Origin of the sequence: Blattabacterium sp. (Nauphoeta cinerea) (assembly GCF_000471965.1) — a bacterium.
GTDB lineage: Bacteria > Bacteroidota > Bacteroidia > Flavobacteriales > Blattabacteriaceae > Blattabacterium.
Map to the genome: position 1 here is coordinate 155,739 of NC_022550.1, position 23,965 is coordinate 179,703.

A 23,965-nucleotide genomic window follows, 5' to 3' on the forward strand; every position below is an offset into this window, starting at 1 on the left:
AGATAAATGAAACGAGCATATTTGGATAATGCAGCTTCCACTCCGATAAGAAAGGAAGTTTTGAAAGTAATGATAAATACATTAAAATACTCCCCTGGAAATCCTTCTTCTATGCAACATAGTTATGGAAGAGAAGCTCGTTCAATTTTAGAGGAATCTAGAGTTTGTATTGCTAGAAATATTAAAGCGTCTCCTTCTGAAATTATTTTTACTTCAGGAGGAACTGAAGCCAATAATCTCGTATTAAGATCTTCGATATTAGATTTAGGAATAAAACATATTATAAGTTCTAAACTAGAACATCCATCTGTATTACAAACAATTTTAGATCTATCTGTTAGATATAAAATATCTTTAAGTTTCGTTTCAAATAATGAAGAAGGAATATTAGATTTCAATAATATGGAAGAAATGTTAAAAAAGAATATATGTAAAAAAACACTTGTAAGTTTAATGTATGCTAATAATGAGATTGGAAATTTATTAGAAGTAAATCAAGTCTTTTTTTTATGTAAAAAATATAATGCTTATTTTCATTCAGATACTATACAAATTATAGGAAATCTTCCTATAAATATGGAGGAATCATCCTTTGATTTTGCGACTGCAAGTGGACATAAGTTTTATGGACCAAAAGGAATAGGTTTTGCTTTTATAAGAAGTAATATTTTAAAAAAAATGAAACCTTTTATAACAGGTGGAGTTCAAGAACATGGAATTCGTTCAGGGACAGAAAACATATATGGGATTGCTGGATTATCAGAAGCTTTACGATTATCTTATTGTAATTTTTCAAGTCATATAAAAAAAATACAAAATTTAAAATCTTATTGTATTTCAGAATTGAAAAAAATAATTCCCGATGTTATTTTCAATGGATTATCATGTTATCCTGATAAAAGTATTCCTTCTATATTGAATTTTTTATTTCCTACAAAAAAAGATTATTTGTTCTATTTTCATTTAGATCTAATGGGAGTTTCTGTTTCTAAAGGGAGTTCTTGTCATAGTAGTAATCAAGAAGAATCTCATGTTATTCAATCTATAACAAATAAATATTTATTAAATCAAACAATGCCTATAAGAATTTCTTTTGGAATTTTTAATGAAAAAAAAGATGTAGATTTACTCATAGAAGCATTGCAAAAAATTAGAAATTAAAATAATTTATTTGTGAAATATTTCATATATTTCAACGTAAAAAAATTATAATTTGTGAATCATTACAATTTTTTTTCTTCTTCTGTTGGAAGAAAAGTGGTTATGGCTACTACAGGATTTTTTTTAATGATTTTTTTATTATTGCATTTGAGCGTGAATTTATTTCTTTTTTCAGGAGAAAAAGCTTTTAATCAAGCTGTTTTTTTTATGAGAAAAAATATGTTTATCCGAATAATGGAATATGTTCTTGCTACAGGTTTTATTGTTCATATTTTATTAGGAGTTAAATTACATTTGAATAATAAAAAAATAAAAGGAGAAGTTGATTATGCCATGAATTCTTGTTCTAATACGACATTTAGTAGTCGTACAATGGTATATACAGGGATTTTAATTTTATGTTTTTTGATTTTACATCTTATCCATTTCATGATTCCTATGAAATACTCAAATCATAATCATTTAATTTCTGATTACAATATAGTTATTTCTTTATTCAAAAATCCTTTTTATACATTCATATATATATTTTCATTTTTAATTTTAGGTATTCATTTGAATCATGGGTTTCAGTCTTCTTTTCAATCCTTGGGCCTATCTAATGAAAAAAAATTGATTTGGATTCAAAGATTAGGTTTTTTATATCTATGGTTCATTTGTTCCGGATTTTCTATTATTGCCATTTGGTTTTTTTTTAATAAATAAATCTATATTTTATCGATGATAACTCCCTTTAAGTTGAATTCAAAAGTTCCAATAGGTTCGTTAGATCAAAAATGGAAAAATCATAAATCCACTTTAAAATTAGTATCTCCTAACAATAGATCCAATATAGAAATCATTGTTGTGGGAACAGGACTTTCTGGAGGGTCAGCTGCTGTTTCTTTATCAGAATTAGGATATCAGGTAAAAGCCTTTTGTTACCAAGATTCTCCAAGAAGAGCACATTCTGTAGCGGCACAAGGGGGAATTAATGCATCTAAAAATTATAAAGGAGATAATGATTCTGTTTATAGACTTTTTTATGATACAATTAAAGGTGGAGATTATAGATCTAGAGAAGAAAATGTTTATCGTTTAGCAGAAATATCTTCTAATATAATAGATCAGTGTGTTGCTCAAGGGGTTCCATTTGCTCGTGATTATGCCGGCTATTTGGAAACTAGATCTTTTGGTGGAACTAAAGTTTCTAGAACTTTTTATGCAAAAGGACAAACAGGACAACAACTTTTATTGGCATGTTATTCATCTATGTCTAGACAAATAGGAATAGGTAGAATCAAAATGTACAATCGGCATGAAATGTTAGATTTAGTTATTGTGGATGGAGCAGCTAAAGGAATTATTGCAAGAAATCTTATTTCTGGAGAAATAGAGAAACATGCAGCACATGCCATAGTCATAGCTTCAGGTGGATATGGAAATATATTTTTTCTATCTACTAATGCAATGGGATCTAATGCAAGTGCTATATGGAAAGTTCATAAAAAAGGAGGATTTTTTGCAAATCCTTGTTATACTCAAATACATCCTACTTGTATTCCAGTACATGGAAACTATCAATCCAAATTAACGTTAATGTCTGAATCATTAAGAAATGATGGTAGAATATGGGTTCCTAAAAAATTGGAAGATGCTGTTTCCATACGAAATGGTTATAAAAAACCTGAGGATCTAAATGAAGATGATAGAGATTATTATCTTGAAAGACGTTATCCTTCATTTGGAAATCTTGTTCCAAGAGATGTGGCTTCTAGAGCCGCTAAAGAACGTTGTGATAAAGGATTTGGAATAGAAAATAATGAAAATCAAGAAGGTGTATTTTTAGATTTTAGTTTTTCTATAGAAAAATATGGAAAAGAAAGAGCAAATGAACTCGGAATAAAACAACCCAATTTATTATATAAAAATAAATTAGGAAAAGAAATAATGGAATCTAAATATGGAAATTTATTTCATATGTATGAAAAAATAACCAATAGTAATCCTTACCAAACTCCTATGAAAATTTATCCAGCAGTACATTATACAATGGGTGGATTATGGGTGGATTATAATTTAATGTCATCTATTCCTGGATGTTATGTTATAGGAGAAGCTAATTTTTCTGATCATGGAGCCAATAGACTTGGAGCTTCTGCATTGATGCAGGGGTTGGCTGATGGATATTTTATTTTACCATATACCATAGCGGATTATTTATCTGAATATATTGCAGATAAAATATCTACAAAACATATAGCTTTCCAATTAGCAGAAAAAAACGTAAAAATAGAATTAAAAAATTTATTCAAAATAATGGGAATGTTCCTGTTGATTTTTTTCATAAAAAACTTGGAAATATTATGTGGAAATATGATGAGTAGAAATCATATGAATTTATGTAAAGCTATAAAAAATATACAAGAACTTAGAGATGAATTTTGGAAAAATGTTTTTGTTCCCGGAAATATTGATGATGGATTAAATTCTGAATTAGAAAAAGCTGAACGTGTAGCGGATTTTTTAGAATTGGGCGAATTGATGGCTATGGATGCTTTAAATAGAAAAGAATCTTGTGGAAGTCATTTTCGTGAAGAATATCAAACAAAGGAAGGAGAAACACTTCGTGATGATGTTCATTATAAATATGTATCTATATGGGAATATAAGGAAAATTATCCTATTAGTGATGAAATTATGAATAAAGAAGATTTAAATTATAGTTTTGTAAAAGTGGAATCACGTTCTTATAAATAAAACATAATTTTCTATGAATAAACTTATGAAGTTTAAGTTAAAAATATGGAGACAAAAAAATTGTAAAGAAAAGGGATATTTTAAAACTTATAAAATAGATAATATATCTCCTAATAGTTCATTTTTAGAAATGTTAGATCTTTTGAATAATCAGATATTATTATGCAATAATAAAGACACTGATCCTATATCTTTTGATCACGATTGTCGTGAAGGAATTTGTGGAATGTGTTCTTTATATATTAATGGTAGAGCTCATGGTCCCGACAATTTAATTACCACTTGTCAACTTCACATGCGTCATTTTCATGATGGAGAAACTATATATGTAGAACCTTGGAGAGCGAAACCATTTCCTATAATTAAAGATCTTATTGTAGATAGATCTTCTTTTGATAGAATTATTATATCAGGTGGATATATATCTGTAAATACATTTGGAAAAACAATAGATGGGAATATGATTCCAATTCCAAAAGATCAAGCTGATAAATCTTTTGATGCTGCTACATGTATTGGTTGCGGGGCATGCGTAGCTGCATGCAAAAATAGATCGGCAATGCTGTTTGTTTCAGCAAAAGTTTCACAATTTGCTTTATTGCCTCAAGGAAAAATAGAAAGAAAAAAAAGAGTTATGAATATGATAAATAAAATGGATGAAGAAGGATTTGGAAGTTGTACTAATACTAAAGCATGTGAAGTGGAATGTCCAAAAGGAATATCCACAGAATATATTTCCTTAACAAATCATGAATATATTCGATCATTTATTACTTAATTATGGAATATCTAGATTTTGAAAAACCGATACAAGATATTCAGGATCAATATATGAATTGTGTATTAATAGAGAAAAAGAGTGGAATAAATATGAAAGAAGTTTGCAGTCAATTGCAATTGAAATTGGAAAAAACCATTAAAAAACTACACAGTAATCTAACTCCTTGGCAAAGAGTACAATTATCAAGACATCCAAACAGACCTTATACTTTAGATTATATTTATTCTATAACGAAGAAAGACTCTTTTATAGAATTACATGGAGATCGTAATTTTGGAGATGATAAAGCTATGGTAGGAGGTTTTGGAAAAATAGAGGATCATGTTTTTATGCTAATTGGGACTCAAAAAGGAAAAAATACTAAGGAAAGACAGTATAGAAGATTTGGTATGCCTAATCCGGAAGGATATAGAAAAGCTTTACGTCTTATGAAATTAGCAGAAAAATTTGAAAAACCTATAGTGACTTTTATTGATACACCAGGAGCTTTTCCAGGAATTGAAGCGGAAACAAGAGGTCAAGGAGAAGCCATAGGTAAAAATATTTATGAAATGATGTGTTTAAAAGTTCCTATCATTGTATTGATTATAGGAGAGGGAGCTAGTGGAGGAGCTTTGGGTATAGGAATAGGGGATAAAGTATCTATGATGGAAAATTCTTGGTTTTCTGTTATTTCCCCTGAAAGTTGTTCTACAATCCTTTGGGGAAATCGTGATAATAAAGAAAAATCAGCAGAAGCATTGAAATTGACAGCAGAAAATATGTATAAATTAAATCTTATAGATGACGTTATTAAAGAACCTTTAGGAGGTGCTCATTTTTTCCCAGAAAAAGCTTTTAAATTTGTTAAAAAACAAATTGTTAAATATTATAAGCAATTATCTGAAATTAATATAGAATCCCTTATCGAAAAAAGGAAAAATAAGTATATTTCTATTGGTTTTTTTGATGAATAAATTTTCGTAATTACTTTATCCATAGCTGTTCTATTTATTATGTTTATTTAAAATAATTTTATGAATAATATTAGACAGGAAAAAACGAATCAATTTTGTTTAGATTCAATAATGAAAAAAGGAAAAATCCCTCCTCAAGCATTAGATTTAGAAGAGGCTATAATAGGGGCTATTATGATTGATAAAAAAGGTTTAGATGAAGTTATTGATATACTTTTTCCAGAAATTTTTTACAAAAAAGAACATCAAGAAATATTTCTTGCAATACAAAAATTGTATCATAATTCTAAACCTATAGATTTGTATACTGTTTTAAATGAACTTAGAAAAATAGAAAAATTGGAATCAATAGGAGGAGAATTATATTTAATTGGATTAACACAAAAAGTTATTTCTTCTGCGCATATAGAATATCACAGTCGTATAGTTGTTCAAAAATTTATTTTAAGAAAATTAATTAGTATATCCTCTAATATTATTAAAAAATGTTATGAGGATAGCACAGATGTTTTCGATCTTTTAGATTATGCTGAATCAAAATTATTTGAGATCAATCAAAAATACTTAATCACAAAGAAATATGAAACGACCCAATGTCTTATACAAAAAGCTATTGAAAAAATTAAAAAACGGAAAAAGAAGGATTTAAGTGGAATTTCTTCTGGATTCCATAAACTGGATGATATTACTTCTGGATGGCAGAATTCTGATTTAATTATATTAGCTTCCAGACCAGGAATGGGAAAAACTACTTTTATGTTATCTATGGTAAAAAATATAGTAGTAGATCAAAAGATTCCAATTATAATTTTTTCATTAGAAATGTCTTCTATTCAATTGATTACAAAGTTAATTTCGTCAAAAACCGGCATTTCTTCAGAAAAAATTAAAAAAGCAAATTTATCTCAATTAGATTGGGAACATTTGTTAAATAAAACAAAAGATTTGAAAAATGTTCCTTTATTCATAGATGATACTCCTTCTTTATCTATATTTAGTTTACGTGCAAAATGTCGTCGTTTAATATCCCAACATGGAATTAAATTGGTGTTTATAGATTATATGCAATTAATGGGAATTCATGATTATGGTTCTAGAATACAAAATAGAGAACAAGAAATATCAGTTATTTCTAGAAGTCTAAAATCTATAGCTAAAGAACTTGATATTCCAATAATAGCTTTATCTCAATTATCTAGAGCAGTAGAAACTAGAGGAGGAAGTAAACGACCTGTATTATCTGATTTACGAGAATCAGGGGCTATTGAACAAGATGCAGATATAGTTTTATTTCTTTATAGACCTGAATACTATGGATTTAAAATTTGGGATTCAGATGAAGATAATGACTCTTGCATAGGTCAAGCAGAAATTATAATTGCAAAACATAGAAATGGGGGGTTAGATAAATTTCGTTTAAAATTTATAAGTGATCAAGCTAAATTTATAAATTTAGAAGAAAAAGAATATACTTCATTAGCTTGGGAAGAAGATTATAAAAAAAATGTTCTTGATAAAGAAAATTTTATTATGTCTCCTCCTTATAATATAAATTTTAATAATGAAGACATTTAGAAATAATTAAAAAATAAAATTGAATTTTGAATGGTTTTTTTCCCAAAAAACAATTTGGGAAGATTGTAGAAAAAATAAAACTCTCCGTACAATAGTAATCATAACGCAAACAACAATAATTTTTAGCTTAATTATAGCTATTTTGACTTTTTCTATTGGGTTTGGATTTAAGGAAATTATAAAAGATAAACTATTAAATGTTAGAGGACAAATTTTTTTTGCAGAAAGAGAATTTAAAAAAAAAGGATTCTTACTTTTCTATAAGAAAAAAAAATTTTTTCAATCTAATTTAGTTAAACAAATTCATGGAATTGCCGAAAATGATGTGATTATTTCTACAAATAAAAAAACAGATAGGTACATATTTAAAGGATTATATGAAGATTATAATCCTGTTTTTTTTCAATATTTCTTTTTTAGAAAAAATTTTTTTAAAAAAAATTTTTTGTATAATCATAATATTTTTTTATCTAAAAAAATATCCTTATCATTAGGATTAAATATTGGATCCAATGTGAAAATTGGTTTTTTATCTTTTGATAAAAAAGGAAATCCTGTTATTATTTCTAAAAAATTTAAAATTTATGGTTTATATGAAACAGGAATTCCAGAATTTGACGATGTATATATTATTGGAAATATAGAATCTATTCAAAAAATTTACGGATGGAAAAAAGATTTAGTAGAAAAATTTGAAATTTTTGTATCCTATGAAAATGTAAAGAAAAAAATTTTTAATAAAATACCTAAAGAATTTTCAATAAAAACTATTCAAAATAGTCGTGATATTATAAAATGGATAAATATATTTGACGTAAATATTATTATTATTATTCTTATTATTTTTACTTCCGTGACTATTAATACAGTTGTATTTATTTTAATGCTTCTTTTAGAAAGAATCAGAACCATAGGAATTTTGAAAACTTTAGGAGCTAAAAATAAAGTTATACATAAAATATTTTTATATTATATTATACAAGTGTTAACGCCTTCGTTAATAATAGGAAACAGCATAGGAATTATTTTATCAACAATACAAAAAAAATTTCATTTAATATCATTAAATAAAATGCAATATTTCATTGATTTTGTCCCCATTTCTATCAATATATCCCATATTATCATTATCAATTTATCTATTATTTTTATTTGTTTTATAACGGTATTTTTCCCTTCTTTATTTTTTATTAATAAAATATATCCCATAAAAGTTATAGAATTTGAATAAATCAAAAAATTTAATTTTGTATTTTTGTTTTTGATAAGAAAAATTCAATTATTTTTTGACACTTGTAAAATCTTCATCTGGAATAAGGGGGACATTAGGAGGACAAGTTGGAAATAGTCTTACTCCCATAGATATAATTCAATTTTCAGCAGGATATGTTTCCTGGATGAAAAAAAAATATAAGAATAAGAAAAAATTTATTATAATATTAGGCAGAGATGGTAGAATTTCTTCTGTTTTATTTCAACGATTTTTAATAATTACTTTTCAAAGTCTTGGAGTAGATGTAATCAACATCGGTTTATCTACAACTCCTACTATTGGAATAGCCGTTATGAATGAAAAAGCTGATGGAGGTGTAATGTTAACGGCAAGTCATAATCCTAAAAATTGGAATGGATTAAAAATATTTAATTCTTATGGAGAATTTTTATCTGAAAAAGATTTTGAAAAACTGTTTTCTTTATCAGAAAGAAAATGTTTTAGTTTTTCTTCCTATAAAAAATTAGGAAATCTTTTTTATAAGGAAAATTATATTCAAAAACATATAGAAAAGATTCTTTCATTACCTATTATAGATAAAAACATTATTCAAAAAGCTAAACTAAAAATTGTAGTAGATGGAATCAATTCTACAGGAGGAATAGCAGTTCCTATTTTATTAAAACATTTAGGAGTTCATGTTATTAAAATGTATTGTGAGCCTCATGGTGATTTTGTTCATAATCCAGAACCCATCGAAAAAAACTTAAAAGAAATCTGTAAAAAAGTACCGGACATAAAAGCAAATTTAGGAATTTCTGTAGATCCTGATGTAGATCGTGTAGTATTTATATGTGAAAACGGAGATTTTTTTGGAGAAGAATATACTTTAGTATCAATAGCAGATTATGTTTTGGAAAATCAATTGGGTCCTGTTGTTTCCACTCTATCATCTTCTCATGCATTAAAAGATCTTTCCATTAAAAAAGGAGTCCCTCATTATTTTTCTCCTGTTGGAGAAACACATGTTGTAAAAAAAATGAAAAAAATTCATGCTGTTATTGGAGGGGAAGGAAATGGAGGAATTATTTATCCTGATTTCCGTTATGGAAGAGATGCGTTAATTGGAATTGCATTATTTTTAACTCAAATAGCTAAATTAGATAATATTTCATTATCTAAATTAAAAAAAAGATATTCTAATTATTTTATGTCGAAAAAAAAAATTCGATTTTCTTCTCATGAAAAAGTTAAAATGTTATTAAAAACAATAACAAAAAAGTATAAAAAAAAAGAAATAGATTTTAATGATGGAATCAAAATTTATCTGAAACATAATGAGTGGATACATATAAGAAAATCAAATACAGAAAATATTATTAGAATACACACAGAAAGTGTTTCAAGGAAAAGAGCTGATTTTTTATCGAAAAACATCATATATGAAATCAAAAAATTATGATTAAATTAACTTATTATGTTTCATAATATTATAAAATATGTAGAAGATAAATTCTTATATAAAAATCATTTTACATGTTTTCATTCAGGAGACACCATTACTGTTTTTTTTGAAATTAAAGAAGGAGAAAAAAAAAGAATTCAATCTTTTAAAGGAGTAGTTATCAAAAAACAAGGAAAAGGATTAACTAAAACATTTACTATTCGTAAAATAAGTTCAGGTATAGGAATAGAACGCATATTTATTTTCAATCAACCTAATATACGAAAAATAGAAATTCACAAAAAAGGAAAAGTTAGAAGATCTAAAATTTATTATTTTAGAAATCTAAAAGGAAAAAAAGCAAGAGTAAAAAGTTGAAAAGCGAAAAAAGAGCACATGTATTTGTATTCTTTTTTCGCTTCTTTCTGCTTTACTTTACTTTTAAAATTTTATTTATTATTTTTATCGTTTTCCTCAGTTGTTACTTTTTCTTTTTCAGATTTTTCAGATGATGTATTGTTGTTGTTATTGTTTTCCTCATTATTGTTTTTTGAGGATTCCTCACTAGTTGTAGGAGATGTGTTTGTGTTAGTGGAATCTGTTTGATTTTCATTGTTATTAGCCGTTTTTTCCTCTTCTGTTGTAGTAGAGTTACTTTCATTTTTATTTTTGTTGTTGCAACTAATAGTAAATAAAAATATTGCTAACAAGATCGTAGTGACTGTAATTCTTAATTTTTTCATCATAATCGATAGTGTTTCAGTTATTACATATTCTGGGCAAATTTATATAAAAATTTGGAATGAAAAAATATATCATTATTTGTATTTTTTTAAAAATAGAGTATAACTAAATTATAATTCTCTTTTTAGTTTGAAAATAAGAATATTATGTTAGTTATTCAACTATAACAAACAAAATTATATATTTTAAAATAAAAATTTATGTCTTTAAACAAAAAGATTTTAAAAGAAGCTCTTACTTTTGATGATGTATTACTTGTTCCTTCTTTTTCTTCAATTCTTCCATCAGAAGTTTCTCTGAAAACTTATCTAACAACTGATATTACTATGAATATCCCCATATTAAGTGCTGCTATGGATACAGTGACGGAATCTTCTTTAGCTATATCTATAGCTAGAGAAGGAGGAATAGGTATTATTCATAAAAATATGAATATAAAAAATCAATCAGAAGAAGTTTATAAAGTAAAAAGAAGTGAGAGTGGAATGATCGATGATCCTATAACACTTTCGAGAGATTCAACATTAAAATATGCTCAATATCTTATGGGAAAATTCAAAATATCTGGATTACCTGTTATAGAAAAAGATCATTCATTAGTTGGAATTATTACTAGAAGAGATATAAAATATCGTACAGATTTAGATTCTTTAGTTGAAGAAGTAATGACAAAAGAGAATTTAATTACATCTAAAAAAAAAATAACTCTGGAAAAAGCTAAAAATATTTTATTAAAAGAAAGAATTGAAAAATTGCCTATTGTGGATGATTGTAACAAATTAGTAGGATTAATTACAATTAGAGATATTGATAATTTGATTGAATATCCTAATGCTTGCAAAGATTCTAGAGGACGATTACGTATAGGTGCGGCTGTTGGAATAGATCAAAAAACTTTAGAAAGAGTAGAATCTTTAGTTAGAGTAGGTGTTGATATTATAGCTATAGATTCAGCGCATGGTCATTCTTCTAGAATATTAGACACAATAAAATTAATTAGAAATTCTTTTCCAAAAATAACATTGTTGACAGGAAATGTAGTAACTAGGGAGGGGGCTAAAGATTTAATAGAAGCCGGTTCTACTGTTTTAAAAGTAGGAATTGGGTCTGGTTCTATTTGTACAACTAGGGTTATAGCTGGAGTAGGGATGCCCCAAATAACAGCTATTAATGATGTATATGAATATGCTAAAAAAAGAAATGTTAGTGTTATTTCTGATGGAGGAATTAGATATTCAGGCGATGTCGTCAAAGCCATTGCTGCTGGAGCTAGTTCTGTTATGATTGGAAGTTTATTTGCAGGGACAGACGAAGCTCCAGGAGAGGAGGTCATTTTTCAAGGGAGAAAATTTAAAACTTATGTTGGAATGGGATCCTTAATAGCTATGAAAAGAGGAAGTAAAGATCGTTATTTTCAGTTTAATGAAAAATCAGTACCGGAAGGAATAGAGGCTATAGTTCCTTATAAAGGTAAAATGAAAGATGTAATTTATCAGATTTGTGGCGGATTACGTTCCGGAATGGGATATTGTGGAGTTTCCAGTGTTATTGAACTTATGAAAACGGGAAAATTTGTAAGAATTACAAATTCAGGATTAAAAGAAAATCATCCGCACAGTGTAAACATTACTAAAGAGTCACCTAATTATTTTAATTATAGTAAATAAAAAAAATACCCGGAACGGGATTTGAACCCGTACGATCACAATGATCACAGGATTTTAAGTCCTGTGTGTCTACCTATTCCACCATCCGGGTGCTTAAAAAGCGAGAAACGGGATTTGAACCCGCGGCCCCGACCTTGGCAAGATCGTGCTCTACCAACTGAGCTATTCTCGCGTTGATTTTTAATGAATAATTTCAATAACAATATAGTAAATTTTAACAATCTAACAAATTTTTAATTTCATGAATTTTAATAGTAGCGTCTTGCAATGATAAAGATTCGATATTTTTTATTGTTTTTAAGGATAAAATTATTTTTTTAAGTAAATAAAAAGCCTTTTTTTTGTTTATCTCTGTTTTATTTATTTTTGATTTTTTTGATTTTAATGTATTTAATATTTTCTTTGCTCTTTCAATAATTTCTATAGGAATACCTGATATTTTAGCTACATAAATACCAAAACTATGTTCGCTTCCTCCAGCTATTAGTTTTCGCATAAAAATAATGTTATCATTTGTTTTTTTTACAGATATATGATAATTTTTTATTCTTTTGAAAAAAAAACACATTTCATTTAATTCATGATAATGTGTCGCAAATAAGGTTATAGGACGAAAATTTTTTTCATGTAAAAATTCTATGATAGATTTTGCTATTGAAATCCCATCATAAGTACTGGTCCCTCTTCCTATTTCGTCTAATATAAGAAAACTTCTTTTTGAAAGGTTATTTAATATGTTTGCTGTTTCATTCATTTCTACCATAAAAGTAGATTCTCCTAAAGAGATATTATCGGAAGCTCCAACTCTACTAAATATTTTATCTATTAATCCTATTTCTGCCTGTTGAGCAGGAACAAAACTTCCAATATGAGCCATTAATATAATGATAGCGGTTTGACGCAAAATGGCAGATTTTCCGGACATGTTTGGTCCTGTAATAATTAAAATTTGTTGATTGGATTTATTTAAAATAATATCATTAGGAATGTAAGTGGCTTTGTCTATAAATTGTCTTTCAATAACTGGATGTCGTCCTTTTATTATTGATATTTTTAAAGAATCATTTATTTTTGGTTTTATATAATTATTTATTAACGATAAACTAGAAAAAGAGCATAGCACATCTAGTTTTGCAATTGTTTTTGCGTTTTTTTGTAAAATTTTTATTTTATTTAATATTTTATTGATTAGGTTATTAAATATTTCTTTTTCCAATGAAAATATTTTTTGTTCTGCATTAAAAATTTTTAATTCGTAATTTTTTAATTCTTCAGTAATATATCGAATAGAATTTGTATGTTTGTTTTTGTATCCAATGAGATGGGACTTTTTTTTTTTAGAAATTTTAACTTCAAAAAAATATCCAAAAATATTGTTAAATCCAATTTTTAAATTATTAATTCCTGTTTTTAATTGCTCTATTGAACAAAGTTTTTCTAAATATTCTTTTTGAGAAAAGTACATCATACGGATTTCGTCTAATTCCTTAGAAAATCCTTTAATTATAACATTTCCTTTTCCTTTTTCAATTTGATAGGGAGGATTTTCTTGTATTGTATTAGAAATTTTTTCACATATAAAGTCACAATTGGAGAAAGAATTTCCAATACTTATAAAAATTTTAGATTTTTGATTTAAAAATTTTTTTTGTATTTTTTTTATAGAAACCAAAGATTTATATAACGTATACATTTCCCGTGGGGAAATTTTTCCAATAGCTATTTTAGAAATTATTCTTTCTATATCATAAACTTTTTTAAGTTTTGTTTCTACAAACAAACGTATTGTACTGTTAGTACATAATTCTTGTACGATTTGATGTCGTTTTTTGATATGAAATATATTTTTCAAGGGAAAAAGAATCCAATTTTTTAATAATCTTCCTCCCATAGGAGTTATAGTATGGTCTAATATATTTATTAAAGAAACTCCTTCTTTATTCAAAGGAGTAAATATTTCTAAGTTTCTGAAAGTGAAATCATCTATCCACATATGTTCTTCTTTTTTTATTCTTCGTATATTAGAAACATGTTTTATATCAAAATGTAATGTATGATGTAAATAGGATAAAATCACTCCACAGGAAATAATTCCTAATTTTAAATCATTAATTCCAAATCCTTTTAAGGAATTAATTTTAAAATGTGATGTTAATTTTTCATACGCAAATGAATAATCAAAGATCCAATCTTCCATCAAAAAAGTATAGTATTTTCCTTTTAATAATTGATCTAAAAATTTTTTTTCTTTTCTTTGAAAAAGAATTTCACTAGGATTATAATGTTTTAAATATTGTAAAATGTTATCTTTTGTATCTTCTGTTACAAAAAATTCTCCAGTGGATACATCTAAAAAGCTTAACCCAAAATTTTTATTTTTTTTTTCGACATGAATAGAAGCCAAAAAATTATTTGATTTGGGATGTATGATATTTTCATTTACAGTGATTCCTGGAGTTACAAGTTCTGTCACTCCTCTTTTTACAATATTTCTTCCTTTTTTTGGTTCTTCTAATTGATCACAAATAGCGACACGGAATCCTGAACGTATCAATTTTGGCAAGTAAGTGTTTAAAGAATGATGAGGAAAACCGGCTAAATCTAGGTTAGATCGTTTGGTTAAAATAATGTTTAATGTTTGAGAGCATTTAATGGCATCTTCTCCAAAAGTTTCATAAAAATCTCCAACTTGAAATAATAAAATTGTATTTGGATATTTAGTTTTTATATCATTATATTGCTTGATTAATGGAGTAACTTCTTTTTTTTTACAACAAAAAGTTTCGTTTTTATTCATATCAAAAATATATTAAAATAGAAGACTGTTAATTTATTATTATAGACTTATGTTAAGTATGTCAAGAATATTCAAAGAATATAAAAAATTGAATCTTTGTAAGATAACCATAGAAATATCTCAATATTGGAAAAAACATAAGATTTTTCAAAATAATTATAATTTTCATAATCATAAAAAAAATACCATTTCATATATTTTATATGAAGGGCCTCCATCTTTAAATGGGAATCCAGGGATTCATCATATTCTAACTAGAACCATAAAAGATATTTTTTGTAGATATCACGTACTTAAAGGTAAAAAAATCTTTATAAAAGCTGGTTGGGATGCACATGGACTTCCAGTAGAATTGAATGTGGAAAAGAATATGGGGATAACTAAAAATGATATAGGAAAAAAAATTAGTGTAAAAAAATATAATAATTTTTGTAAAAATTTTGTTAATCAATCATTAAAGGAGTGGGAATATTTTACAGAAAAAATAGGATATTTTATCGATTTAAAGAATTCGTTTATCACATACAATACAAAGTATATAGAAAGTGTTTGGTGGTTGATCAAAAAATTGTATAACAAAAATCTTATTTATAAAGGTTTCGAAATTCAACCTTATTCTCCTGCTGCAGGAACAGGATTAAGTTATCATGAATTGAATATGCCTGGAACCTACAAAGAAGTCAAACAATTATCTCCATTTTTGAAATTTAAGGCAATTAAAAGTACTTTACCTGAAAAATTTAGAAAAATTTCAGGAGATATATATTTTATATCATGGACAACAGCTCCTTGGACTATTCCTTCAAATACAGCATTAGCTCTTGGTTCCAAGATAGATTATGTATTAATTCAAACCTATAATAGATATACTTTTTTGAAAGAGAACATTATTTTTTCTGAAAAATTAGTTCATAAAATATTGTTATCAAATCAGTTCTATTCTGTTTCAAATAAGATTGAGTTAGATGCTTATGATGCTTATCATGATAATGATAATAAAATAAATATCAAAAAAAAACTTAAAATTCCTTATTTAATAATAGGAAAATTTAAAGGGAAAGAATTGATATTTAGTAAGTATGAACAATTATTACCTTGGTTTAAACCTTATTATAACGAAGATAAGGCGTTTCAAGTCATAACAGGAGATTTTGTAAATGTCAATGAGGGAACAGGAATTGTTCATATTTCTCCCACATTTGGGATGGATGATTTTGTAATAGCTAAAAAATACAATATCCCTCCAATGTTGGTTTTAAATGATAAAAATATACCTGTTCCTTTAGTCGATTTTCAAGGAAAGTTTATAAAAAATTTTCCTTATGGATTATCAGAAAAATATGTTAAAAATGAATTTAACACTGATACAAAAAATTTTTTTTCAGTAGATCAAGAAATAATTCTTATTTTAGAAAAAGAACAAAAAATATTTAGAACAGAAAAACATATTCATTTTTATCCACATTGTTGGAGGACAGAAAAACCAATACTTTATTATCTATTAAATTCATGGTTTATAAAAACTACGGAAATAAAAGATAAAATGATTCGTTTGAATGAAAAAATTCAATGGTATCCTAATTTTATAGGAAAAAAACGTTTTTCTTCTTGGCTAAGAAATATAAAAGATTGGAATCTTTCACGTTCTAGATATTGGGGAACCCCTCTTCCCATTTGGAGAACAGAAAAAGGAGATGAGGAAATTGTAATAGGATCAGTTAAAGAATTGTTTATAGAAATTCAAAAATCGATTAAGTATGGTTTGATGTCACATAATGTATTTGAAGGATTTACATTAGATGATATGAATGACAATAATTATGAAAAAATAGATCTGCATAAACATGTTTTGGATAAAATCATATTGGTTTCTTCTAAAGGAGAGCCTATGAAAAGAGAATTTGATTTAGTTGATGTATGGTTTGATTCTGGAGCAATGCCATATGCTCAGTTTCATTACCCATTTGAAAATAAGGAATATATAGATAAAAATTTGTTATTTCCTGCTGATTTTATTTCGGAAGGGATAGATCAAACAAGAGGATGGTTTTTTACTTTACATACTATTAGTTGTTTGTTATTTGATTCTGTCGCGTATAAAAATGTTGTAGCAACAGGATTGGTTTTGGATAAAAATGGCCATAAAATGTCAAAAAGTAAAGGAAACACTATAAATCCTTTTGATTTAATAAACAATTATGGACCTGATGCTATACGTTGGTATATTGTGTTTCATTCTGAACCTTGGGATAATTTAAAATTTAATGTAAATGATATTCATACTGTTATAAACAAATTTTTTGGAACATTATATAATATCTATTCTTTTTTTGCTTTATATGCTAATATTGATGGTTTTTTTTATAAAGAAAAAGAATGTACAAGTTCTTATACAGCATTAGATTTTTGGATACTTTCTGAATTAAATAGTCTTATTCAAAAAACAGATAATTATTATGCGGACTATAATCCAACTAAAGCTGCACGTTTAATTTATTCTTTTGTTTTAAATCAATTAAGTAATTGGTATGTTAGATTATCTAGGAGAAGATTTTGGAAAGAAAAGTATACAAAAAATAAAATATCTGCATATCAAATTCTTTATAAATGTTTAATTGTTGTAGCTAAATTAATCTCTCCTATTGCTCCATTTTTTTCAGAAAAATTATATGTGGATTTAAATTCTATTACGAAAAAGGAAAATTACAAAAGCGTTCATTTTACAAGTTTTCCTATTTATGATTCTAATTGTATTCAAAAAGAATTAGAACATAGAATGTTTTGGATTCAAAAAATAATTTCTATGGTTTTTTCTGTAAGAAAAAAGAATAAAATCAAAATTCGTCAGCCTTTACAAAAATTACTTATTCTTGTTCCTGATAAGAAAATGCGTATTCAATTAGAACAATCATCTGAAATTGAAATTATCTTTCAAGAAGCTAATGTAAAAGAAATAGAATTTCCTTCTTCTTATCAAAATCTTGAATTGATAAAACATATCAAACCTAATTATCAATCTATGGGACCTAAATTTGGAAATAAAACCCAAGAAATATCTAAAATTATAAAAGAATTTAGTCAAGAAAAAATTAGAGAAATAGAAAAAAATAAAAAATGTGTTTTTTTTATCAAAAAAAAGAAAATTACTCTTTCTATAGAAGATGTTAAAATAATTACTGAATATATTAAAGATTGGTCCGTTTTATTTGATCCTAAATTTACGATTGCATTAGATTTACGAATTACGAATTCTCTTTGGGAAGAAGGGATTGTGAGAGAATTAATCAGATATATACAAAAATTAAGAAAAGACAGAAAATATAATGTAATTGAAAAAATAATTGTATATATAAGTGTAAAAGAAAATCAAAAATTTCAAAATAAAATACAAATTCTTTTGCAAAAGCATAAGGATCTTCTTTGTAAAGAAACTCTTTCTGTGAATATTTTTTTACAAGAAAATGTGACAGAATATGAAGAAGAAGAAAAGGAAGAAAAAATCTATTTTGGAGAAAAATTTATATTACATATGCAGATTCAAAAAGTATAAAAAATATAAAAAAAAATGAGATGAAAGAAGAAGTAAAAAAAAGGTATTCTATGGAAGAAAGAAAAGAATTTCGTAAACTTATACTTGAAAAATTGAAAAAAGCAAAAAAAAATTTATCAATTTTTAAAGAATCTTTTTCTGATAATCAAAATAATGGAACAGATGATACTTATTTTACTTTTAAAGCTTTTGATGAAGGGTCAGAAACTTTAAGTAAGGAACAAAATGCACAAATTTTAGAACATTTACAAAAATTTATAAATAGTTTAAATGCGGCCTTAATTAGAGTTGAAAATAAAGATTATGGAATTTGTCGTATTACCAAAAAATTAATCCCTAAAGAACGTCTTCTGGCAGTCCCTCATACAACTTTAAGTATTGAAGGAAAAAGACTAATAGAATATAGAAAAAAGCTAATAAATTAAATTTTTTTAATTGAAAAAATTCTTTTTAATTATTTTATCGATTTTATTAATAGATCAAGTTTTAAAAATTTATATTAAAACTCATTTTAAATTAGGAGGCGGAATTGACATGTTTTCTTTTTTTCGTATTTTTTTTGTTGAAAATCCAGGAATGGCTTATGGTATAAATTTTGGGGTAGGATATTATGGAAAAATATTATTGAGTATTTTACGATTTTTTTTGATTTTTTTCATTTCTATTTTTCTTTACAAAAATATAAAAAAAGGATCTTCTAAATATTTTACGATTCCTATTAGTTTAATTTTATCAGGAGCTATGGGAAATTTTTTAGATAGTGCTTTATATGGATTGTTATTTGAAACAGGAACAGTTTATAGCAAAGAATACCAAAAATGGATTCCTTATCTTGGAGTATCTAAAATAAACTCTAATTTTTTTGAAAAAAAAGGGGGATATGCCTCTTTTATGGAGGGATGTGTTGTAGATATGTTTTATTTTCCTATAATAGATACTTATATTCCTCATTGGATTCCATTTTTTGGAGGTTATAATTTTCAATTTTTTAAACCTATTTTTAATTTATCCGATGTAGCGATATCTATTGGTGTGTTTTCATTATTTATATTTAAACATAAAATTAAAAATGTAAAAATTTTATAATATCTATTATTTTTTTGAGAATTATAAAAATCTCTATAGATTTGTATTGTCCTGATTTTCATTAGTACGAATAAAATTTGAATAGCCGGTGTAGCTCAGTTGGTCAGAGCACGTGATTTGTAATCTCGGGGTCGTGGGTTCGAATCCCTCCATCGGCTTTTTTTTGGGGAGATACTCAAGTTTGGTTAACGAGGACAGACTGTAAATCTGTTGGCTTTGCCTTCGCAGGTTCGAATCCTGCTCTCCCCATATCATATATAGCGGAAGTAGCTCAGTTGGTAGAGCATCAGCCTTCCAAGTTGAATGTCGCGGGTTCGAATCCCGTCTTCCGCTCTATGAATATGAATATGATAGGCCAATGTAGCTCAGGGGTAGAGCACTTCCTTGGTAAGGAAGAGGTCACGGGTTCAATTCCCGCCGTTGGCTTTTTAAAGCTCAATATTTTAATAATTTTATCATGGCAAAAGAAAAATTTAAACGAGACAAACCGCACGTAAATATAGGAACCACAGGTCATGTAGACCATGGAAAAACAACTTTAACTGCTGCAATTACAAAGGTTTTATCAGAAGTGGGATTAGCAGAGGAAAAAAGTTTTGATGCAATAGACAATGCTCCTGAAGAAAAAGCAAGGGGGATTACGATCAATACATCTCATGTAGAATATGAAACAGAGAAAAGACATTATGCACATGTAGATTGTCCTGGACATGCAGATTATGTAAAAAATATGATTACAGGAGCGGCTCAAATGGATGGAGGGATCTTAGTTGTAGCTGCAACAGATGGACCTATGCCTCAAACTAGAGAACATATCTTATTATCTCGTCAAGTAGGAGTTCCGAAAATTGTGGTGTTTATGAATAAAATAGATCAAGTCGATGATCCAGAATTATTAGAACTAGTAGAAATGGAAATTCGAGAATTGCTTTCTAAGTATGAATATGATGGAGAAAATATCCCTATTATACAAGGATCAGCTTTAGGGGCTTTAAATGGAGAAAAAAAATGGGTAGATAAAATAAAAGATTTGATGAAAGTATTAGACGATTATATTCCTGAACCTATTCGTGAAATGGATAAACCATTTTTAATGCCTGTAGAAGATGTTTTTACCATAACAGGAAGAGGAACAGTTGCAACAGGTCGTATTGAAAGTGGAATTATTAATACAGGTGATATCGTTGATATAATTGGAATGGGAGAAAATAAATTATCATCTACAGTAACAGGAGTTGAAATGTTTAGAAAAATATTAGATAAAGGTCAAGCAGGCGATAATGTAGGTTTATTATTACGTGGAATAGAAAAAAAAGATATTAAAAGAGGAATGGTCATTGGAAAACCTGGATCTGTAAAGCCTCATAAAAAATTTAAAGCAGAAGTGTATATTCTTAGAAAAGAAGAAGGAGGAAGACATACCCCTTTTCATAATAAATATCGTCCTCAATTTTATTTAAGAACAACAGATGTAACAGGTGAAATTCATTTACCAGATGGAATAGAAATGGTTATGCCTGGAGATAATATTTCTATGGAAGTTGAATTGCATCAACCTATAGCATTAAGTGAAAATTTACGTTTTGCTATTCGTGAAGGAGGAAAAACAGTAGGAGCGGGACAAGTTATTCATATAATGGATTAATAATCCAATTTAATTTTAAACGGATGTAGCTCAGTTGGTAGAGCATCGGTCTCCAAAACCGAAGGTCGTAAGTTCGATCCTTACCGTCCGTGCATTGATTATTCAATCATAATATGGACATGAAAAAAAATAATTTTTTTTTAGAAATTTATAATGAGTTTTTTCATTGTATTACATGGCCTAAATGGGATGATTTACAAATTACAACAATGATTGTATGTTTTTTTTCCATATTTCTATCTGTATTTTTGTATGGAGTAGATGGTTTTTTCATTTTTTTGATTAAAAAATTATTTTCTTTATAAAAACTAATATATAAATGAGTGATTTGGAAAGAAAATGGTATGTACTAAAAACCATGAGTGGACAAGAAAACAAGGTAAAATCATATATTGAGAATGAAATTAGAGATAATGGATTTCAAGAATATATAGGAAAAGTATTGGTCCCTATTGAAAAAGTTATTCAAATGAGGAAAGGAAAAAAAATTCATAGAGAAAAAGTTCATTATCCTGGATATGTCATGGTTGAAGCGAATTTAGAAGGAGAAGCTGCACATGCCATCAAAAATGTTCCAGGTGTTATAAATTTTTTAAGTGAAGGAAAAGGAGCTTCTGCTGTCCCTATTCCTATGAGAAAAGAAGAAGTTAATAAAATGTTGGGAAAAATAGATCAACTATCTGAAAATAATGAAAATATTAGTATTCCTTTTGTAGTCGGAGAAACAATTAAAGTAATAGATGGCCCTTTCACAGGATTCAATGGAACAATTGAAAAAATAAATGAAGAAAAGAGGAAATTAGAATTATCCGTTTTGATTTTTGGAAGGAAAACTCCATTAGAATTAAACTTTACACAAATAGAAAAAATTTAGAAAATTTAAAACTGAAATGATAAAAAAAGTGATAAAAAGGATAAAAATACAGAAAATTTATGGAGGAAAAGCAAGTCCAGCTCCTCCTATAGGTCCCATTTTAGGGAGTTCTGGAGTGAACATTATGGAATTTTGTAAACAATACAATTCTCTTACTCAAAATAAAATGGGAGAAATATGTCCTGTTAGAATAACTGTATATGAAGATAAATCTTTTTCTTTTTCAATAAAAAAACCTCCGATTTCTGTTCAATTGTTGAATATTTTAAAAAAAGAAAAAGGATCCAAAGAATCTAATCGTTCTAAAATAGGAAAAATAGATTTAAATGAAGTTAAAATAATTGCAAAAAATAAAATGGAAGATTTTAATTGTTTTTCGATTGAATCTGCTATATCCATGGTTTCGGGTACTGCTAGATCTATGGGAATAGAAATAATTGATAATTAAAATATTTCATTTATAATATGTCAAAAAAATTAACTAAAAATAAAAAGAAAGCATTAGATAAAATTAGTCAAATTTCTAGTAAAACGTCTTCTTTAAAAGAAAGAATTCTTTTTATAAAAAAAACAAATTTCGTAAAATTTGATGCATCTATTGACATTTCTGTCCATCTTGGTATAGATCTTCGTTTTCCAAATCAAATGGTAAGAGGTACAGTTTCATTGCCTCATGGAACAGGTAAAAATGTTTGTATTTTAGCTTTAGTCCCTAAAGATAAAGAATTAGAAGTTAAAAAGGCAGGAGCTGATTATGTTGGATTAAATTATATTGAAAAAATTAAATCTGGATGGACAAATGTTGATGTTATTATTGCTACTCCTCCTATTATGAGTTTATTGGTGGACATAGGTAAAATATTGGGGCCTAAGGGATTAATGCCCAATCCTAAAATGGAAACAGTTTCCATGAATCCAGAAAAATCTGTAAAAGAAATTAAATCTGGAAAAATCACTTTTAAAGCTGATCGTTATGGAATTGTTCATTCTTCTGTCGGAAGAGTTTCATTTTCAGATCAATATTTATTAGATAATATCAAAGAATTTATGAAAACAATTATTCGAAATAAACCTTCTACATCTAAAGGGTCTTATATAAAAAGTGTTTATTTATCTAGTACAATGGGTTATAGTTTTCCGTTAGATTTAAAAAGTTTTATGAAGAAATGAATAAAAAAGATAAAGAAAAAAAATTGTTGGAATTAATATCTATATTAAATAACAATAAAACAATATATTTAATTGATATATTTGATTTAAATTCTAATCAAATATCTGTTCTTAGAAAAAATTTTCATAAACATGGTATTACGATGAAAGTGGTGAAAAACACTTTACTAAAAAAAGCTATAATAGAAAATAAAAAATTTGATTCTTTTTTTTCTATTTTAAATGGAAATACAACTGTATTATTTTCAAATTTAAATGTTGCAAATATTGCTTCTAAAATTATAAAAAATTTTCATATAAAGGAACAAGTTGATAAACCTTATTTAAAAGGGGCTTATGCACAAGAATATTTTTATTTTGGGGGGAACGAAGATTTAAATATCTTATTATATCTTAAATCTAAGGAAGATATCATTGCTGAAATTATAAATATACTCAAATTTTCAATAAATAACATTATTTCATCTTTCTTGAATGCAACAAAATATAAAATATGTGAAATTTTAAAATCTTTATCTAACAAAAAAAACAAAATGAAAATATAAAGTTTTATAAATATTAAA

The 23,965-nt window shown here is 26.6% G+C and carries 21 protein-coding genes and 7 tRNA genes; 24 read left to right on the plus strand and 4 right to left on the minus strand.

Going from position 1 to position 23,965, the window contains the following annotated elements; all coding sequences use genetic code 11:
• The first annotated feature begins 6 nt into the window (after positions 1-6).
• Genes K645_RS00750 through rplS form a run of 9 tightly spaced genes read left to right on the plus strand, consistent with a single transcriptional unit; the run spans position 7 to position 10,247 of the window.
• Positions 7-1,161: a cysteine desulfurase family protein gene (locus K645_RS00750; protein WP_022564977.1), complete on the plus strand. Its 1,155-nt coding sequence runs from the start codon at positions 7-9 to the stop codon at positions 1,159-1,161.
• Positions 1,162-1,215: 54 nt separating this feature from the next.
• Positions 1,216-1,866 carry a succinate dehydrogenase cytochrome b subunit gene (locus K645_RS00755; RefSeq protein WP_022564978.1) on the plus strand — a complete coding sequence of 217 codons (651 nt, stop codon included), beginning with the start codon at positions 1,216-1,218 and terminating at the stop codon, positions 1,864-1,866.
• A 15-nt stretch (positions 1,867-1,881) separates the two neighbouring features.
• Positions 1,882-3,900, plus strand: a complete 2,019-nt coding sequence (locus K645_RS00760) for a fumarate reductase/succinate dehydrogenase flavoprotein subunit (RefSeq protein WP_022564979.1) — start codon at positions 1,882-1,884, stop codon at positions 3,898-3,900.
• A 25-nt stretch (positions 3,901-3,925) separates the two neighbouring features.
• On the plus strand, positions 3,926-4,678 hold the full coding sequence (locus K645_RS00765) for a succinate dehydrogenase/fumarate reductase iron-sulfur subunit (RefSeq protein WP_369750521.1): 753 nt from the start codon (positions 3,926-3,928) through the stop codon (positions 4,676-4,678).
• A gap of 2 nt (positions 4,679-4,680) precedes the next feature.
• The gene (locus K645_RS00770; RefSeq protein ID WP_022564981.1) at positions 4,681-5,637 is read left to right on the plus strand and encodes an acetyl-CoA carboxylase carboxyltransferase subunit alpha; all 957 of its coding nucleotides are present in this window, start codon (positions 4,681-4,683) and stop codon (positions 5,635-5,637) included.
• A gap of 60 nt (positions 5,638-5,697) precedes the next feature.
• Complete coding sequence (dnaB, locus tag K645_RS00775) at positions 5,698-7,212, plus strand: replicative DNA helicase (RefSeq protein ID WP_022564982.1); 1,515 nt, start codon at positions 5,698-5,700, stop codon at positions 7,210-7,212.
• Positions 7,213-7,231: 19 nt separating this feature from the next.
• Positions 7,232-8,443 carry an ABC transporter permease gene (locus tag K645_RS00780; protein WP_022564983.1) on the plus strand — a complete coding sequence of 404 codons (1,212 nt, stop codon included), beginning with the start codon at positions 7,232-7,234 and terminating at the stop codon, positions 8,441-8,443.
• Positions 8,444-8,498: 55 nt separating this feature from the next.
• Positions 8,499-9,887 carry a phosphoglucosamine mutase gene (gene glmM / locus K645_RS00785; RefSeq protein ID WP_022564984.1) on the plus strand — a complete coding sequence of 463 codons (1,389 nt, stop codon included), beginning with the start codon at positions 8,499-8,501 and terminating at the stop codon, positions 9,885-9,887.
• Positions 9,888-9,902: 15 nt separating this feature from the next.
• A complete protein-coding gene (gene rplS, locus K645_RS00790) occupies positions 9,903-10,247 on the plus strand; it encodes a 50S ribosomal protein L19 (RefSeq protein WP_022564985.1) in 345 nt (114 codons plus the stop codon).
• Positions 10,248-10,318: 71 nt separating this feature from the next.
• On the opposite strand, the gene K645_RS00795 is transcribed toward rplS, so the two are convergent.
• Positions 10,319-10,615 (minus strand): hypothetical protein, encoded by a 297-nt coding sequence (locus K645_RS00795; RefSeq protein WP_022564986.1) that lies wholly within the window; start codon positions 10,613-10,615, stop codon positions 10,319-10,321.
• 198 nt (positions 10,616-10,813) lie between these two features.
• On the opposite strand from K645_RS00795, the gene guaB reads away from it, so the two are divergent.
• On the plus strand, positions 10,814-12,280 hold the full coding sequence (gene guaB, locus K645_RS00800; RefSeq protein ID WP_022564987.1) for an IMP dehydrogenase: 1,467 nt from the start codon (positions 10,814-10,816) through the stop codon (positions 12,278-12,280).
• 6 nt (positions 12,281-12,286) lie between these two features.
• Here the strand turns inward: guaB and K645_RS00805 are convergent.
• From K645_RS00805 to mutS, 3 genes are all read right to left on the minus strand, one after another.
• Positions 12,287-12,371 (minus strand) — tRNA-Leu (locus K645_RS00805).
• Between the two features lie 8 nt (positions 12,372-12,379).
• Positions 12,380-12,452, minus strand: a tRNA-Gly gene (locus tag K645_RS00810).
• Between the two features lie 42 nt (positions 12,453-12,494).
• A complete protein-coding gene (gene mutS / locus K645_RS00815; RefSeq protein ID WP_022564988.1) occupies positions 12,495-15,077 on the minus strand; it encodes a DNA mismatch repair protein MutS in 2,583 nt (860 codons plus the stop codon).
• 58 nt (positions 15,078-15,135) lie between these two features.
• Here mutS and ileS point away from each other — a divergent pair, with 58 nt between their 5' ends.
• The 14 genes from ileS (at position 15,136) to rplJ (ending at position 23,947) form a co-directional block, all read left to right on the plus strand.
• Entirely contained in the window at positions 15,136-18,627 is a 3,492-nt protein-coding gene (gene ileS, locus K645_RS00820) for an isoleucine--tRNA ligase (protein WP_041935989.1), read from the plus strand.
• A 20-nt stretch (positions 18,628-18,647) separates the two neighbouring features.
• Positions 18,648-19,052, plus strand: a complete 405-nt coding sequence (locus K645_RS00825; RefSeq protein WP_022564990.1) for a TraR/DksA C4-type zinc finger protein — start codon at positions 18,648-18,650, stop codon at positions 19,050-19,052.
• Between the two features lie 10 nt (positions 19,053-19,062).
• Entirely contained in the window at positions 19,063-19,713 is a 651-nt protein-coding gene (locus K645_RS00830; protein ID WP_022564991.1) for a lipoprotein signal peptidase, read from the plus strand.
• An 84-nt stretch (positions 19,714-19,797) separates the two neighbouring features.
• A tRNA-Thr gene (locus K645_RS00835) sits at positions 19,798-19,871 on the plus strand.
• Positions 19,872-19,878: 7 nt separating this feature from the next.
• Positions 19,879-19,962: transfer RNA gene (locus K645_RS00840), tRNA-Tyr, on the plus strand.
• A gap of 11 nt (positions 19,963-19,973) precedes the next feature.
• Positions 19,974-20,046 (plus strand) — tRNA-Gly (locus K645_RS00845).
• A gap of 21 nt (positions 20,047-20,067) precedes the next feature.
• A tRNA-Thr gene (locus tag K645_RS00850) sits at positions 20,068-20,139 on the plus strand.
• Positions 20,140-20,170: 31 nt separating this feature from the next.
• Positions 20,171-21,358: an elongation factor Tu gene (gene tuf, locus K645_RS00855; RefSeq protein WP_022564992.1), complete on the plus strand. Its 1,188-nt coding sequence runs from the start codon at positions 20,171-20,173 to the stop codon at positions 21,356-21,358.
• A 19-nt stretch (positions 21,359-21,377) separates the two neighbouring features.
• Positions 21,378-21,450 (plus strand) — tRNA-Trp (locus tag K645_RS00860).
• A 27-nt stretch (positions 21,451-21,477) separates the two neighbouring features.
• A complete protein-coding gene (gene secE / locus K645_RS00865; protein ID WP_041936061.1) occupies positions 21,478-21,663 on the plus strand; it encodes a preprotein translocase subunit SecE in 186 nt (61 codons plus the stop codon).
• Between the two features lie 14 nt (positions 21,664-21,677).
• A complete protein-coding gene (gene nusG, locus K645_RS00870) occupies positions 21,678-22,232 on the plus strand; it encodes a transcription termination/antitermination protein NusG (RefSeq protein WP_022564994.1) in 555 nt (184 codons plus the stop codon).
• Between the two features lie 16 nt (positions 22,233-22,248).
• Entirely contained in the window at positions 22,249-22,680 is a 432-nt protein-coding gene (gene rplK, locus K645_RS00875; RefSeq protein ID WP_022564995.1) for a 50S ribosomal protein L11, read from the plus strand.
• Between the two features lie 17 nt (positions 22,681-22,697).
• On the plus strand, positions 22,698-23,402 hold the full coding sequence (gene rplA, locus K645_RS00880; protein WP_022564996.1) for a 50S ribosomal protein L1: 705 nt from the start codon (positions 22,698-22,700) through the stop codon (positions 23,400-23,402).
• Positions 23,399-23,947 carry a 50S ribosomal protein L10 gene (gene rplJ, locus K645_RS00885; protein ID WP_022564997.1) on the plus strand — a complete coding sequence of 183 codons (549 nt, stop codon included), beginning with the start codon at positions 23,399-23,401 and terminating at the stop codon, positions 23,945-23,947. Before rplA ends, rplJ begins: the two co-directional genes overlap by 4 nt.
• Positions 23,948-23,965 lie beyond the last annotated feature (18 nt).

Excerpts from the sequence above, each read along its gene's own strand:
- K645_RS00750 (WP_022564977.1), top strand. The coding sequence starts at position 7 with ATGAAACGAGCATATTTGGATAATGCAGCTTCCACTCCGATAAGAAAG.
- dnaB (WP_022564982.1), top strand. The coding sequence starts at position 5,698 with ATGAATAATATTAGACAGGAAAAAACGAATCAATTTTGTTTAGATTCA.
- ileS (WP_041935989.1), top strand. The coding sequence starts at position 15,136 with ATGTCAAGAATATTCAAAGAATATAAAAAATTGAATCTTTGTAAGATA.
- K645_RS00765 (WP_369750521.1), top strand. The coding sequence starts at position 3,926 with ATGAAGTTTAAGTTAAAAATATGGAGACAAAAAAATTGTAAAGAAAAG.
- tuf (WP_022564992.1), top strand. The coding sequence starts at position 20,171 with ATGGCAAAAGAAAAATTTAAACGAGACAAACCGCACGTAAATATAGGA.
- K645_RS00760 (WP_022564979.1), top strand. The coding sequence starts at position 1,882 with ATGATAACTCCCTTTAAGTTGAATTCAAAAGTTCCAATAGGTTCGTTA.
- guaB (WP_022564987.1), top strand. The coding sequence starts at position 10,814 with ATGTCTTTAAACAAAAAGATTTTAAAAGAAGCTCTTACTTTTGATGAT.
- nusG (WP_022564994.1), top strand. The coding sequence starts at position 21,678 with ATGAGTGATTTGGAAAGAAAATGGTATGTACTAAAAACCATGAGTGGA.
- mutS (WP_022564988.1), bottom strand. The coding sequence starts at position 15,077 with ATGAATAAAAACGAAACTTTTTGTTGTAAAAAAAAAGAAGTTACTCCA.
- K645_RS00825 (WP_022564990.1), top strand. The coding sequence starts at position 18,648 with ATGAAAGAAGAAGTAAAAAAAAGGTATTCTATGGAAGAAAGAAAAGAA.
- rplJ (WP_022564997.1), top strand. The coding sequence starts at position 23,399 with ATGAATAAAAAAGATAAAGAAAAAAAATTGTTGGAATTAATATCTATA.
- K645_RS00770 (WP_022564981.1), top strand. The coding sequence starts at position 4,681 with ATGGAATATCTAGATTTTGAAAAACCGATACAAGATATTCAGGATCAA.
- secE (WP_041936061.1), top strand. The coding sequence starts at position 21,478 with ATGAAAAAAAATAATTTTTTTTTAGAAATTTATAATGAGTTTTTTCAT.
- rplA (WP_022564996.1), top strand. The coding sequence starts at position 22,698 with ATGTCAAAAAAATTAACTAAAAATAAAAAGAAAGCATTAGATAAAATT.
- K645_RS00795 (WP_022564986.1), bottom strand. The coding sequence starts at position 10,615 with ATGATGAAAAAATTAAGAATTACAGTCACTACGATCTTGTTAGCAATA.
- rplK (WP_022564995.1), top strand. The coding sequence starts at position 22,249 with ATGATAAAAAAAGTGATAAAAAGGATAAAAATACAGAAAATTTATGGA.
- rplS (WP_022564985.1), top strand. The coding sequence starts at position 9,903 with ATGTTTCATAATATTATAAAATATGTAGAAGATAAATTCTTATATAAA.